13 protein-coding genes are annotated in these 14,582 nt (G+C 62.7%); 7 read left to right on the forward strand and 6 right to left on the reverse strand.

All coding sequences use genetic code 11. The annotated features are described in order from the left end of the window. Window positions 1–88 precede the first annotated feature (88 nt). The 5 genes from V6590_RS15720 to V6590_RS15740 are packed head-to-tail and all read right to left on the reverse strand — an operon-like array spanning window position 89 to window position 5,256. Window positions 89–1,165: a branched-chain amino acid ABC transporter permease gene (locus V6590_RS15720; protein ID WP_335424634.1), complete on the reverse strand. Its 1,077-nt coding sequence runs from the start codon at window positions 1,163–1,165 to the stop codon at window positions 89–91. A gap of 3 nt (window positions 1,166–1,168) precedes the next feature. Next, window positions 1,169–2,155: a branched-chain amino acid ABC transporter permease gene (locus V6590_RS15725; RefSeq protein WP_335424635.1), complete on the reverse strand. Its 987-nt coding sequence runs from the start codon at window positions 2,153–2,155 to the stop codon at window positions 1,169–1,171. After that, window positions 2,148–2,969, reverse strand: coding sequence for an ABC transporter ATP-binding protein (locus tag V6590_RS15730; protein WP_335424636.1), 822 nt, complete (start codon window positions 2,967–2,969; stop codon window positions 2,148–2,150). Before V6590_RS15730 ends, V6590_RS15725 begins: the two co-directional genes overlap by 8 nt. Beyond that, window positions 2,966–3,268: a hypothetical protein gene (locus V6590_RS15735; RefSeq protein ID WP_335424637.1), complete on the reverse strand. Its 303-nt coding sequence runs from the start codon at window positions 3,266–3,268 to the stop codon at window positions 2,966–2,968. Before V6590_RS15735 ends, V6590_RS15730 begins: the two co-directional genes overlap by 4 nt. A 23-nt stretch (window positions 3,269–3,291) precedes the next feature. After that, window positions 3,292–5,256, reverse strand: a complete 1,965-nt coding sequence (locus V6590_RS15740) for a long-chain fatty acid--CoA ligase (protein WP_335424638.1) — start codon at window positions 5,254–5,256, stop codon at window positions 3,292–3,294. A gap of 242 nt (window positions 5,257–5,498) precedes the next feature. Between V6590_RS15740 and ctaA the strand changes: the two genes are divergently transcribed. Then, window positions 5,499–6,647 (forward strand): heme A synthase, encoded by a 1,149-nt coding sequence (gene ctaA / locus V6590_RS15745; RefSeq protein ID WP_335424639.1) that lies wholly within the window; start codon window positions 5,499–5,501, stop codon window positions 6,645–6,647. Between the two features lie 4 nt (window positions 6,648–6,651). Beyond that, a complete protein-coding gene (locus tag V6590_RS15750; RefSeq protein WP_335424640.1) occupies window positions 6,652–8,133 on the forward strand; it encodes a carboxypeptidase M32 in 1,482 nt (493 codons plus the stop codon). 48 nt (window positions 8,134–8,181) lie between these two features. Here V6590_RS15750 and V6590_RS15755 read toward each other — a convergent pair whose 3' ends face one another. After that, the gene (locus V6590_RS15755; RefSeq protein WP_335424641.1) at window positions 8,182–9,222 is read right to left on the reverse strand and encodes a dipeptidase; all 1,041 of its coding nucleotides are present in this window, start codon (window positions 9,220–9,222) and stop codon (window positions 8,182–8,184) included. Between the two features lie 166 nt (window positions 9,223–9,388). Here V6590_RS15755 and V6590_RS15760 point away from each other — a divergent pair, with 166 nt between their 5' ends. The 5 genes from V6590_RS15760 to V6590_RS15780 are packed head-to-tail and all read left to right on the forward strand — an operon-like array spanning window position 9,389 to window position 14,577. Continuing rightward, the gene (locus V6590_RS15760; RefSeq protein WP_335424642.1) at window positions 9,389–10,987 is read left to right on the forward strand and encodes an ABC transporter substrate-binding protein; all 1,599 of its coding nucleotides are present in this window, start codon (window positions 9,389–9,391) and stop codon (window positions 10,985–10,987) included. Window positions 10,988–11,030: 43 nt separating this feature from the next. Continuing rightward, window positions 11,031–12,092: an ABC transporter permease gene (locus V6590_RS15765; protein ID WP_335424643.1), complete on the forward strand. Its 1,062-nt coding sequence runs from the start codon at window positions 11,031–11,033 to the stop codon at window positions 12,090–12,092. 4 nt (window positions 12,093–12,096) lie between these two features. Then, window positions 12,097–13,002: a nickel transporter permease gene (gene nikC, locus V6590_RS15770; RefSeq protein ID WP_335424644.1), complete on the forward strand. Its 906-nt coding sequence runs from the start codon at window positions 12,097–12,099 to the stop codon at window positions 13,000–13,002. Next, window positions 12,999–13,829 (forward strand): ABC transporter ATP-binding protein, encoded by an 831-nt coding sequence (locus V6590_RS15775; protein ID WP_335424645.1) that lies wholly within the window; start codon window positions 12,999–13,001, stop codon window positions 13,827–13,829. The genes nikC and V6590_RS15775 overlap by 4 nt, the downstream gene beginning before the upstream one ends. A 1-nt stretch (window position 13,830) precedes the next feature. After that, complete coding sequence (locus V6590_RS15780) at window positions 13,831–14,577, forward strand: ABC transporter ATP-binding protein (RefSeq protein WP_335424646.1); 747 nt, start codon at window positions 13,831–13,833, stop codon at window positions 14,575–14,577. Window positions 14,578–14,582 lie beyond the last annotated feature (5 nt).

Below are 14,582 nucleotides of genomic sequence, written 5' to 3' on the forward strand. Positions count from 1 at the left end.
GTTTTTTTTCAGATATGAGCCGGTTTCCCGGCCTGTCCGTCCCGCCGGGGCCGCCTCCCGCGCCCCCGGCATTTCCGCGCCCGCCCCGTCAATGCGGGAAGGGCCAGAGCCGCAATTTCTCTTTCGTCACCCGCCAAAGCTGAGCCAGACCATGCGGCTCCAGGATCAGGAAGGTGATGATAAGCCCGCCCACGATCATCAGTTCGATATGGGCGGCCAGATCGGTGGGCCAGCCAAGGCCGCCGACCAGCACGTTCTTCAGAAACACCGGCAGCAGCACAAGAAAGGCCGCCCCGGCGAAGGCGCCGAAGATCGACCCCAGCCCGCCGATGATGATCATGAACAGCACAAGAAAGCTCTTGTTGATCCCGAAGGCTTCGCCCACTTCGGCCGCGCCCAGATAGACCGCAAAGAACAGCGCCCCCGCCACACCGATATAGAAGCTGGACACCGCGAAAGCCGAGAGCTTGGTGGTCAGCGGGTTCACCCCGATGATTTCGGCGGCGATGTCCATGTCGCGGATCGCCATCCATTTGCGCCCCACCATGCCGCGTGTCAGGTTGCGCGCCAGCCAGGCGAGAGAGACCAGCAGCACAAGGCAGAACAGATACTTGGCCCAAGCCGGGGTATTCGCACCGGTGACAGCCACCCCCAGCATCGTGCGTTCAGGCGCCGTGATCTGCCCCGAGGCGGAGTAGTTGTAGAACCACGGCACCTTGTTAAACAGCCAGACAAGGAAGAACTGCGCCGCCAGCGTGGCCACGGCCAGATAGAAGCCCTTGATCCGCAGCGAAGGCAGGCCGAACAGCACCCCCACACCCGCCGTAACCAGCCCGGCCAGCAGCACGTTGATCAGCATCGGCATGTCAGGGAAGGCCGTCATCAGCTTGTAGCAGGCATAGGCCCCCACCGCCATGAACCCGCCCGTTCCAAGACTGACCTGCCCGCAATAACCGGTCAGGATATTCAACCCGATGGCGGCAATCGCATAGATCAGAAAGGGCACGAAAATCGCATTGGCCCAGTAATCGTTGATCAGAAAGGGCACCACGCCGAAGGCGACTGCCAGCAGGGTGTAATAGGCCATCCGGTCAAAGCGGATCGGAAAGGTCTGGCTGTCCTTCACATAGGACGTCTTGAAATCACCGGCTTCTCTGTAAAGCATCGGTCACACCCTTTCGATGATCTTCTCGCCAAACAGGCCCTGCGGCCGGAAGACGAGGAAAATGAGCGCCAGCACATAGGCGAACCAGTTCTCGGTCGCGCCGCCGATCAGCGGCCCCATGAAGAATTCGAACAGCTTCTCGCCCATGCCGATGATGAGCCCGCCGACAATCGCACCGGGGATCGAGGTGAAGCCACCCAGCATCAGCACTGGCAGCGCCTTCAGCGCGATCAGCGACAGGCTGAACTGCACCCCGGACTTGGACCCCCACATGATGCCCGCCACCAGAGCCACAAAGCCCGCGATGGACCAGACCAGAACCCAGATGAAGCGCAGCGAAATGCCCACCGACAGCGCAGCCTGATGGTCATCGGCCACAGCGCGCAGGGCGCGGCCATATTTGGTGTACTGGCTGAAGGCGGTCAGCGCAGCCACCAGCAGCGCTGCAACCACCGCCGCAACGATATCCAGCCGGTCGATGAAGAAGCCATAGCCGAACAGGTTGAAGGTCACGCTGTCGATGGTTTCCGAAATGCCCTGCGGCAGACCGACATCCAGCTTCTTGATATCGGCCCCCCACATCACATCGCCCAGACCTTCCAGGAAATAGGCAAGGCCGATGGTCGCCATGAACAGGATGATCGGCTCCTGATTGACTAGATGTTTCAGCACGAACCGTTCAATGGCCCAGGCCATGCCCACCATCACAAGCGCCGTCAGCGCAATGGCCACAAGGGCAGGCAGATGCCAGCCGAAATGATGCAGATCGGTGCCAAAGGTTGCGTTGATCACATGGGCAAAGGGGATCTGCCCATCCTGCAGCCCGACCAGCGTCAGCGCCGCGAACAGCGCCAGCACCCCCTGAGCATAGTTGAAGATGCCGCTGGCCTTGAAGATCAGAACGAAGCCAAGCGCGACAAGGGCATACATGATCCCGGCCATCAGCCCGTTGAGCGAAACCTCGATCGCGTAAAGAAGCTGGTCAGGCATGGGCGACCCCCAGATAGGCGTTGATCACGTCTTGGTTGTTGCGCACTTCATCGGGCGGACCGTCCCCGATCTTCTTGCCGTAATCCATCACGACCACCCGGTCCGACAGATCCATCACCACGCCCATGTCATGTTCGATCAGCACGATGGTGGTGCCGAATTCGTCGTTCACATCTAGGACAAAGCGGCACATGTCCTCTTTCTCCTCGACGTTCATGCCCGCCATCGGTTCGTCCAGCAGCAGGATCTTCGGTTCGGCCGCAAGCGCACGGGCCAGTTCGACCCGCTTTTTCAACCCATAGGGCAGACGGCCCACCGGGGTCTTGCGGATATGCTGGATTTCCAGAAAGTCGATGATCTTTTCGACCTTGGCGCGGTGTTCGGTTTCCTCGCGCTGTGCGCGGCCCCACCACAGCGCCTGATCCAGCAGGCCGGTCTTCATCAGGGTCAGCCGCCCTGTCATGATGTTGTCCAGCACGGTCATGCCTTCGAACAGGGCGATGTTCTGGAAAGTGCGGGCAATGCCCTGCTGTGCCACCTGATAGGGCTTCATCTGCGCCCGCTTCTGGCCGCGGAACCAGACCTCGCCTTCCTGCGGAACGTAGAAGCCGGAAATCACGTTCAGCATCGAGGATTTGCCCGCACCGTTCGGCCCGATGATGGCGCGGATCTCGCCTTCGCGGATGTCAAAGCTGATATCGGTGATCGCCTTCACACCGCCGAAACGCAGGGTGATGTTCTTCATTTCCATCAGCACGCCGCCGATCTTGCGGCCATCTGCGGTGATATAGCTGTCAGTCGTCTGAGCACTCATGGCAGGCTCCTTCCAGAATGAAATTCCGCCAGCAGACGCCCGCTAACGTAGTTGCGAACGTCTGCTGAAGGTGAGTGCATCCGAGGAGCGATGAAGATGTCGCAATTGGAAGGCTCCACCAATTGCGGAGTGATTCCATGCCCCATCAGCCCGACCTGTTTATCGAAGGTGCAGCAGCGATATTCCGTGACGCCTTTACCGACCCTTTGTACGCGCTGCAGGAAATTTGTAGGGACAACGGCATTAGTCCGAGTGCCGACTGTGACCTCCGAGAACGGATCAGACAAGCTGTCTGCCATGCTTATCGTCGCAGCTAGCAAGTTCATGCGGCGGCCCTCCGGTCTGTGCTGTGGGTCGGGGCAACCCGGGCATCCATCATGCGGACATTGGCACGAATGGCCCCTTTGCGGCCATCTTCATAGGTGACTTCCGTTTCGGTCTGCACACTGCTTGCCCCGGAATAAAGCCCGTCGATCAGATCTGCGAACTTGGTTTCAATGATGTTCCGGCGCACCTTGCGGGTACGGGTCATTTCGCCGTCATCGGCATCCAACTCCTTGTGCAGGATGCAGAAACGGTGAATCTGGCAGCCCGACAGCATCGGGTCTTGCGCGACCGAGGCATTCACCTCCTCCACATGCGCCCTGATCGTGTCATAGACGCGCGGATGACCGGCCAGTTCCTGATAACTGGAATAGGCAATGTTGTTGCGTTCCGCCCAGTTGCCCACCGCCGTCAGGTCGATGTTGATGAAGGCGGTACAGCGGTCGCGGCCATTGCCGAAAACCACAGCCTCCAGAATGTTGGGATAGAACTTCAGTTTGTTTTCCACATATTTCGGCGCGAACAGGCGGCCATCGGCCATCTTGCCCACATCCTTGGCGCGGTCGATGATGCGCAGATGGCCGGTCTTTTCTTCGAAGAACCCGGCATCCCCGGTGGCCACCCAGCCCTCGGCATCCTTGGTGGACGCGGTGCTTTCGGGGTTCTTGTAGTAAGACATGAAGGTACCGGGGCTGCGGTAGAACACCTCGCCATTTTCAGCGATGCGCACCTCCACGCCCGGGCTGGGCACCCCCACGGTATCCGACCGCACTTCGCCATCGGGTTGCTGGGTGATGAAGACCGATGCCTCGGTCTGGCCATACAGCTGTTTCAGGTTGATCCCCAGCGAGCGGTAGAAATCAAAGATTTCCGGCCCGATCGCCTCGCCCGCCGTATAGCCCACGCGGATGCGGCTGAAGCCCAGCGTGTTCTTCAGCGGGCCATAGACCAGCTTGTCACCGATCCAGTAGGCCAGACGGTCGCCAAAACCCACCTTCTTGCCATCCAGAATGGCCGGGCCCACACGCCGCGCGACTTTCATGTAATGGTCGAACATCCGCTTTTTCAGCCGACCCGCATCTTCCATGCGGATCATCACCTGGGTCAGTTGCCCTTCGAACACCCGGGGCGGGGCAAAGAAATAGGTCGGCCCGATTTCGCGCAGGTCGGTCATCATGGTGGCGGCGCTTTCGGGGCAATTCACGCAGAACCCCGTCCACATCGCCTGCCCCACCGAAAAGATGAAATCCCCCACCCAGGCCATCGGCAGATAGGCCAGCACGTCATCGCCCGGGCGCAGCTTGTCGAATGCCGATGAATTGCGCGAGGTTTCGATGATGTTGCGGTTCGACAGGACCACGCCCTTGGGCTTGCCCGTGGTGCCCGAGGTGTAGAGCATCACGCAAGTGCTGTCGTAATTCAGCTCGGCAATGCGGGCCTCGAGTTCGGCGTCAAAACGGAAATGGCCGGCCTTGCCCTCGGCCTCCACATCGGCCAGCGCATTCATCTGGCTGTGGTCATATTTGCGCATTCCGCGCCGGTCCACATAGATGATCTGTTCGATCATCGGCAGGCGGTCCTGGATTTCCAGCACCTTGTCCACCTGTTCCTGATCGCCCGCCACAACGAAGCGCGCGCCGCAATGATCCAGCACATAGGCCATCTCTTCGGCGACCGCGTCCTGATACAGCGGCACCGGCACGGCCCCGCACATCTGCGCCGCCACCATCGACCAATACAATGCTGGGCGATTGCGGCCGATGATCGCCACATGGTCCCCCCGGTTCAGACCAAGCGCCATGAAGCCAAGCGCAATGCCACGGATTTCCGCCGCGCCTTCGGCCCATGTCCAGCTTTGCCAGATGCCGAATTCCTTTTCGCGCCAGGCGGGCTGACCGCCATAAAGGCGGACATTGCGCGCCAACAGCGCCGGGATCGAATTGAGCCCGTCCGTTTCTGCCATCCGTCTTCCTCCCTCGCGCCCTGTTCCGGGCGTCCTGCGGCGGGGCGATTCCTCCCGACCCCGCCGCGCTGACCATAGGGATGGTCACCAATGCTTGCGCGACTTTTTCGCAATCCTTGCGAATTGTAACAGGCAAGGCTTCCCGTCAAATCTGCAAAGGCCAATGGCCAAACGCCGGGCGGGGCTTGTCCATCCCCGGGCGCGGCCCTAGTCTCCGCGCCAGTATCAGGAGACGGCCCGCGATGACCCAGAAACGCAGCATTTTCGAGGATGTCGGCAGTGACGCACAGCGCCCCGCCGCCCCGCAACCGGGGCTGATCGACCGGGGCACCGGCGCGCGCGGGGCAATCCGGGCCTGGCTTGTGGTGCTGTTCGCGCTGGTCGCCAGCATGATCGTGGTGGGCGGGCTGACCCGGCTGACCGACAGCGGTTTGTCGATCACCGAATGGGCCCCGATCCATGGCGCGATTCCGCCTCTGTCCGATGCTGACTGGGCCGAAGAATTTGCCAAATATCAGGCCAGCCCGGAATATCAATTGCAGAACAAGGGCATGGCGCTGGAAGATTTCAAGGTGATCTTCTGGTGGGAATGGGGCCACCGCCAGTTGGGCCGGGTGATCGGCCTGGTCTGGGCGGCGGGCTTTGCCTTCTTCTGGGCCACGAACCGCATCCCTGCGGGCTGGACCGGGCGGCTTTTGACGCTGGGCGCGCTTGGCGGGCTGCAGGGCGCGGTGGGCTGGTGGATGGTATCCTCGGGCCTGAAAGGCAGCATGGTTGATGTATCTTCAATCCGGCTTGCCACCCATCTGGGGCTGGCCTTTGTCATTCTGGGGCTGATCGCCTGGCATGTGCTGGCGCTTGGCCGGACCGAGGCGCAACTGCTGCAGGCCCGTCGCGGGCGCGAAGCGAAATTGTTCGGCCTGTCCACCGGGCTGATGCATTTCGCATTGCTGCAGATCGTGTTGGGCGCCCTTGTCGCAGGGATTGACGCCGGACGGGCCTTTCCGACCTGGCCTGACATGAACGGCAGTTTCTTCCCCGCAGACGCCTTCTATGTGCCCGGCAAATCAGCGGTATGGGCCTTTGTCGAAAATCCCGGGCTGGTGCAGTTCCTGCACCGGGTGGCAGGGTATCTGCTGTTTGCCTTCGCCATCATGGTTTTTGTCAAAAGCCGCCGTTCGGCCTATGCCGCCACGCGCACGGCCTTTCTGGCTGTGCTTTGCATGATGGCGCTGCAGGTTACGCTGGGCGTGGTAACCGTACTGACCTCGGCCCATCTTCATGTGGCCATCACCCATCAGGTGGGGGCCATTCTGCTTTGGGTGCTGATCCTGCGCGCCCGCCATCTTTCGCAATACCCGGTGGCCGGTTCCATCCGGGAGGGAGTTTGATTTCATGACCAAGCATTTGACAGATTTTGACAAGCTGATGGCCTTCCAGCGCGAGACCGAGGCCCTGGCGCAAATCGCGGGCCGCCTTGGCTGGGATCAGGAAACCATGATGCCGCGCGGTGCCGCCGAACAGCGCGGTGAGGAGATGTCGGCCATCGAAGGCGTGCTGCATGCCCGCCGCACGGATGGGCGTCTCGCCGAATGGCTGGATCGTGCCGAAGCGCCGGACCCGGTCGCCGCAGCGCAGTTGCGGTTGATCCGCCGGTCCTATGCCCGGGCGACCAAGATCCCTGCCGATCTGGCGCAGACACTGGCTCGCGTGACCTCGACCGCGCAAGGCATCTGGGCAGCCGCGCGTGCCGCCGACAAGGTGGCCGATTTCCTGCCGACCCTGGCCGAAGTCATCGCGCTGAAACGCGAAGAGGCGGCGGCGCTGGCACAAGGTGGCGATCTTTACGATGCGCTGATGGATGATTACGAACCCGGTGCCACGGCAGCCGTGATCAGCGCGATGTTCGACCGGATGCGCCCGCGTCTTGTGCGGCTGCGTGCGGCCGTGCTGGAGGCAGCGCAGCCCCCGAAATTGAACCATCGCTTCGGGCAGGATGGGCAGATGCGCTTTGCCCGCGATCTGGCGCTGGCCTTTGGCTATGATTTTGACCGCGGACGGCTGGATCTGGCCGTGCATCCGTTCAGCTCGGGGTCAGGGAACGATGCGCGCATCACCACCCGCGTGGTGGAAACCGATCCGTTCAACTGCTTCTATTCCACCATCCACGAAGTCGGCCATGCCTGCTACGAACTGGGTATCGACCCCGACTATCTGCTCACGCCGCTGGGCAATGGCGTGTCCATGGGTGTGCATGAAAGCCAAAGCCGCATCTACGAAAACCAGTTGGGCCGCAGCCCCGCCTTTACCGGCTGGATGTTCCGTCAGATGCTGGACCGTTTCGGCGATTTCGGCGTGGCCAGCCCCGAGGAATTTGCACGCATCGTCAACAGTGTGCAGCCCGGCTTCATCCGCACCGAGGCCGATGAGGTGCATTACAACCTGCATGTGATGATGCGCTTCGATCTGGAACGCGCGCTCATCAAGGGCGATCTGCAAGTTCCCGATCTGGAGGCCGCGTGGAATGACCGGTTCCTCGCCGATTTCGGTGTCGCGGTGGATCGCCCGGCCCATGGGTTGTTGCAAGACGTGCATTGGTCCTGCGGGCTGTTCGGCTATTTCCCGACCTATACCTTGGGCAATGTCTATGCGGGCTGCCTGCATCAGGCCTTGCGCGCGGATATTCCGACGCTGGACGATCAACTGGCCAAGGGCGACACCTCGGCCGCGACCGGCTGGCTGCGCGAGAAGGTGCAGCGCCATGGCGGGCTGCACGAACCCCGCGCCGTCATCTCGTTGGCCTGCGGGTTTGAACCGACCGAGGCGCCGCTTCTCGATTACCTCGACGCGAAGTTCGGCGCGCTTTACGGGCTTTGATCCCGGGGCACTTTGGCCCCCCGCACTTAAGTTCCGCCCCCGGCCCGATCAGCCGGGGGTAAACACCCGTGACAGCAGGTTCAGCCAGTTACCCCAGCACAGCCGCGCAATCAGATCGGGGCCATAGCCTGCCCGCTCCATCCCAGCCACCAGAAGCGGCAGGCCCGCAGCCGACCCCATCCATCCGGGGATCATCGTGCCGTCGAAATCCGACCCGAGCGCGACGCCCCCCTCGCCCAAATGCAACATCAAATGATCCAGATGGCGGATCATCACTTCGACCGGGCAATCGGGGTTCTTGATCCCGTCGGGGCGCAGGAAACCCACGCCGAAATTGAGCCCCACCAGCCCGCCACGTTCGGCCATGGCATCCAGTTGGCGATCGGTCAGGTTGCGGGTCGAAGGGCAGATCGCATGGGCGGCGGAATGGGTGGAGACAAGCGGCTTGTGGCTGCAGGCCGCGACATCCCAGAACCCCGCCTCGTTCAGATGCGCCAGATCAACCAGCACACCCAGCCGGTCACATTCCACCACCAGCCGTTTGCCCGCATCCGTCAGGCCCGGGCCGGTATCGGGGCTTGCCGGGCAATCGAAGGGCACGCCATGGCCAAAAATGTTGGAGCGGCTCCAGACGGGGCCAAGGCTGCGCAAACCCGCAGCATGCAACACCTGCAATTCATCCAGGCTTTCGCCAATGCCTTCGCAACCTTCCAGATGCAGGATGGCAGCAAAGGCACCCACCTGCCGCGCGGCCTCGATCTCGGCCACGGTCCGGCACAGGCGGATTGCATCGGGCCGCGCAGCAGCCATGCGGATCAGGATTGACGCCTGTTCCATCGTGACCCGATGGGCCTTTTCCACACTGATCGCCGGAAAGGCCCGGTAACGCGCCATCGGATCGGGCGCATCTGCCACCTCACCCGGCACCCAGATCGCAAAGAAGCCCCCGGCCATGCCCCCTGCCCGGCAATTCTCCAGCGAAATATCGCCCGCGCGCCCGGCAAAGAAGCTGTCACCACCCCGGTCATTCATCGCCCACAGGCGCGACAGAAGATCATTGTGCCCGTCAAGGATCAGGGTCTTGGTCATATTGCCTCCGTTTCCCGCAGTTGGCGCGCACCGATCACGTCATGTTTCTTGTCAGTTGACAAGAGCAGCCCAAAGTTGCCCAATCGGTCAAGATTTCCGGCCATCGTTTCAGTCTCAAACTGCCGGGATCGCAAGAACAATGAAAAACCAACCTAGGGAGTTCCAGATGCTGATTGATCCGACCCTTCGCCGGGTGGGTGCCTTTGCCCTTTCTGCCCTGATGCTGGGCACTGCCCCTGCTGCCCTGTTTGCCGAAACCCCCGCCGATACGCTGGTGATTGCCGATGCAATTGATGACATCGTGTCGCTTGACCCGCATGAGGCCTATGAATTCTCCGGCCTCGATGTGGTGAACAACGTCTATGACGGGTTGATCGAGCTTGACCCCGCGCAGCCCACCGGCCCGCAGCCGGGCCTCGCCGAAAGCTGGGCCGTCAGCGAAGATGGGATGACCTTCACCTTCAAGATGAAGTCGGGCATCACCTTCAGCAGCGGCAATCCGGTGACCGCCGCCGATGCGGCCTATTCGCTGCAACGTGCGGTGAAGATCAACAAATCGCCCGCCTTCATCCTGAACCAGTTCGGCTGGACCGCCGAGAATGTGGATCAGATGGTGACCGCCGAGGGCGATACCGTCACGCTGAAAACCGACAAGGCCTATGCGCCAACCTTCCTGTATAACTGCCTCACCGCCGGGGTGGCCTCCATCGTCGATATGAAGACGGTGATGGAGCATGACGTGAATGGCGACATGGGCAATGAATGGCTGAAAACCAATTCGGCCGGGACCGGCGCCTATATCCTGCGTTCTTACAAGCCGAATGAAGGCTATATCCTGCAGGCCCGCGAAGGCCATTGGCGCGGCGATGCGCCGATGAAATCGGTGTTCATGCGCCATGTGCCCGAGGCCGCGACGCAGCGCCTGCTGCTGGAGAAAGGCGATATCGACATCGCGCGTGAACTGACCCCGGTGGATATCGAAGGCATCACCGGCAATGCCGATCTGAAGATCCAGAAGGATGTGGGCGGCCAGATCTTCTATCTGTCCTTCAACCAGAAGAACGAGCTGTACAAGAACCAGAAGTTTCTGGAAGCAATGCGCTATGCCATTGATTATCAGGGGCTGGCCGAAACCGTGCTGAAGGGCAGCATGGTGCCGCATCAGGCATTTTTGCCCAACGGCTATCTCGGCGCGCTGGAAGATACCCCGTTCAGCTTTGACGTGGAGAAGGCCAAGGCCGCGCTGGCCGAAAGCGGTGTGAGCGATCCGAAGATCGTGATGGATGTGCGCAATGCCACCGACCGGATGGAAATGGCGCAGTCGATCCAGAACACCTTTGGTCAGGTGGGCATCACGGTGGAGCTGAACATCGGTGAGGGGGCCGAGCAGCTGAAACGCTATCGCGCGCGCCAGCATGACGCCACGCTGCAAAGCTGGGGCCCGGATTACCCCGATCCGCAGACCAATGCGGGTTCCTTCGCCTGGAATGACAACAATGCCGATGATGCGGGCACCGGCACGCTGGCCTGGCGCAACGCCTATGATCCCGGCCCGCTGAATGACATGACGGCGGCGGCGGTGATGGAGCGTGACGGCGACAAACGCGCGGCGATGTACAAGGATCTGCAAGAACAGCACCGCACCACCTCGCCCTTCATCGTCATGTTCCAGATCGGCTACAATTCGGCGATGCGCAGCAATGTGAACGCCTTCTATACCGGCGGCGCGATTGACAGCGCGGCCTATTGGCTGGTCACCAAGTAAGGACAGGCGCCCCCGGCCCATCCGCCGGGGGCGCGCTTACCCCATGACCCCGGCTTCCGCCCCCGCCACTCCCTCTCCCTGGCCCGCGCGTTTGCGTGGCCTGTTCGGCGCGCTGCTTTCGCTGGCGCTGACCCTGCTGGGCCTGTTGTTCGTCACCTTCATCATCAGCCGCGTGGTACCCATCGACCCGGTGCTGTCGATCATGGGGCAGCGCGCCTCAGATGCGCAGATCGAGGAGGCGCGCATCGCGCTCGGGCTGGACAAGCCGATGTGGCAGCAATTCCTGATCTATGTCTGGAATGTGCTGCAAGGGGATCTGGGCACGTCCATCGGCTCGGGCGAGCCGGTGTTGCAGGCGGTCAGCCGCGCCTTCCCCGCCACGCTGGAACTGGCCACACTCGCCACCATTCTGGGCGTGCTGGCCGGGGTGCCTGCAGGTGTGCTGGCCGCCACGCGGCCCGGCAGTCTGGCCGACCAGATCGTACGGCTTGTGGGTCTTATGGGCTATTCCATGCCGGTGTTCTGGCTGGGGCTGATCGGGCTTTTGCTGTTTTACGGCATTCTGGATTGGGTCGGCGGGCCGGGGCGGCTGGATGCCATCTATGACATGCAGTTCGAGATGGAAGGCATGAGCCGCAGCGGCATGATCCTGCTGGATACCGCGCTGGCCGGAAATTGGGAGATGTTTTCCAATGCGTTCAGCCACATCATCCTGCCCGCCGCTTTGCTGGGCTATGTCTCCATGGCCTATATCAGCCGGATGACCCGCAGCTTCATGATGAACGAGTTGAGCCAGGAATATATCACCACCGCCCGGGTGAAGGGCATGCCCGAATGGCGGGTGATCTGGGTCCATGCCATGCGCAATGTGCTGGTGCCGCTGATCACGGTCATCGCGCTGTCTTACGCCTATCTGCTGGAAGGCTCGGTGCTGACCGAGACCATCTTCGCCTGGCCCGGCCTTGGCAGCTATATCACCGAGGCCCTGGGCCGCAACGACATGCCCGCCGTGCTGGGCGGCACCATCGTCGTGGGCGTGGCCTTCGTCACGCTGAACCTTCTGTCTGACCTGCTGTACAAGCTGGTCGATCCGCGCGCGAGGTAAGGGCATGAGCACGCTGACCACATGGCTGCGCGACCCCAACCCAAGCTCGCGCCGGCAGGCCAAGCTGGGGCAGGCTTACCTGGGCTGGCTGCGCCTGCGCCGCAATCCGCTTGCGATGGCGGGGCTGGTGATCATCGGCCTCTTGCTGGTGGTTGCGGCCTTTGCGCCCTGGCTGGCGCCACATGATCCCATCGCGCAGAACCTGCAAAACCGCCTGATGCCGCCGGGCACGGCGGGGCATGTGCTGGGCACCGATGATTTCGGGCGCGATATCCTGTCCCGCATCCTTTACGGCGCGCGCATCACGCTGGCGGTGATTGCGCTGGTGGCGGTGACGGCGCCGGTGCTGGGCCTGATCATCGGCACGGTGGCGGGCTATTTCGGCGGCTGGGTGGATGCGGTGTTGATGCGGGTGACCGATATCTTCCTCGCCTTCCCGCGCCTGATCCTGGCGCTGGCCCTTGTGGCCGTGCTGGGGCCGGGGATCGAGAATGCCGTGCTGGCCATCGCGCTGACCGCCTGGCCGCCCTATGCCCGGGTGGCGCGGGCCGAAACCCTGACCGTCCGCAATGCCGACTACATCGCCGCGATCCGCCTGCAAGGCGCCAGCGCCCCGCGCATCATCTGGGGCCATGTGGTGCCGATGTGCCTGCCTTCGGTCATCATTCGCGTCACGCTGGATATGGCCGGGGTGATCCTGATTGCGGCGGGCCTCGGGTTCCTCGGCCTTGGCGCGCAGCCGCCCTTGTCAGAGTGGGGCCTGATGATCTCGGCGGGCCGCAAATACCTGTTCGAGCAATGGTGGGTCGCCACCATGCCGGGCCTCGCTATCTTCATCGTCTCGCTGGGGTTCAACCTGTTGGGGGATGGTTTGCGCGACGTGCTGGACCCAAGGAGCAGCGGCAAATGACCCTTCTGTCGGTAAAGAACCTGCGCGTCACCTTTGATACCGAGGCGGGGAGGGTGGAGGCCGTGCGCGGCGTGTCCTTCAGCCTTGGGCGCGAGCGGCTCGGGATCGTGGGCGAAAGCGGTTCGGGCAAGACCATGACCGGGCGCTCGGTCCTGCGGCTGATCCGCCCGCCAGGGCGGATCGAGGCCGATGCGATGGAGTTTGACGGGCAAGACCTGATGAAACTCTCGGAACGGCAGATGCGCGCCTTGCGCGGGCCGCGCATCGCCATGGTGATGCAAGACCCGAAATACAGCCTGAACCCGGTGATGAAGGTGGGGGCGCAGCTGATGGAGGGGTTGCGCCAGCGCGACCGGCTGGGCCATGCGGCGGCGCGGGCCAAGGCCATCGCCGCGCTGGAGGCGGTGCAGATCCGCGACCCCGAGCGGGTGATGGAGGCCTATCCGCACGAGCTTTCGGGCGGGATGGGCCAGCGGGTGATGATCGCCATGATGCTGATCCCCAACCCCGATCTGCTGATCGCCGACGAGCCGACCAGCGCCCTGGATGTCACCGTGCAGGCCGAGGTGCTGAAAATCCTCGATGGTCTGGTGCGCGAGCGGGGCATGGGGCTTATCTTCATCAGCCATGACCTGCGGCTGGTGGCGCGGTTCTGCGACCGGGTGCTGGTGATGTACAAAGGCCGGGTGGTGGAGGAACTGGCGGCGGGCGATCTGTTGCAGGCGAAGCACCCCTATACCCAAGGCCTGCTGAACTGCCTGCCGCGGATCGGCGGCGACCGCCAGCCCCTGCCGGGGCTGGATCGCAATGCGGAATGGGCGCGCTGACATGGCTTTGATCGAAATCGAAAATCTCTCGGTGGTGTTCACTGCGCAAGGCCGTCAGGTGCGCGCGGTGGAGGGGGTGAGCCTGTCCGTTGACGCCCGCGAAAGCTATGGGCTGGTGGGCGAAAGCGGCTCGGGCAAATCCACCATCCTGCGGGCAATCTGCGGCTTGGCGCCGGTGTCAGAGGGCAGGATCCGCATCGGCGGCGAGGTGCTGCGGCGCGACCGCAGCTTTGCCGCCCGCGTGCAGATGGTGTTCCAGGACCCCTATGCCAGCCTGCATCCGCGCCACACGCTGGACCGCACGCTGTCGGAACCCCTCGCCATTCATGGGCTGGGCGATGCCGACCGGCGGGTGGTGCAGGCGATGGAGCAGGTGGGGCTGCCCGCCAGCTTCCGCTTCCGCTATCCGCATCAGCTTTCGGGCGGGCAGCGGCAGCGGGTGGCGATTGCGCGCGCGTTGATGCTGGAGCCGGAAATCCTGCTGCTGGACGAGCCGACCAGCGCCTTGGATGCCAGCGTGCAGGCCGAGGTGCTGAACCTTTTGTCGCGGCTGCGGGCCGAGCGCGGGCTGACCTTCCTGATGGTCAGCCACGATCTGGCGGTGGTCGATCACATGTGCGACCGGGTGCTGGTGATGCAGCATGGCCGCGCGGTGGAGGAACTGCCGCGCGCGGCCCTGGCGGCGGCGCAGATGCAGACGGATTACGCCCGCAGCCTGTTCGAAGCGAGCGCGGATCGGATGTTGTGACGGCC

This window comes from Gemmobacter denitrificans (genome assembly GCF_036964905.1).
GTDB lineage: Bacteria > Pseudomonadota > Alphaproteobacteria > Rhodobacterales > Rhodobacteraceae > Gemmobacter > Gemmobacter denitrificans.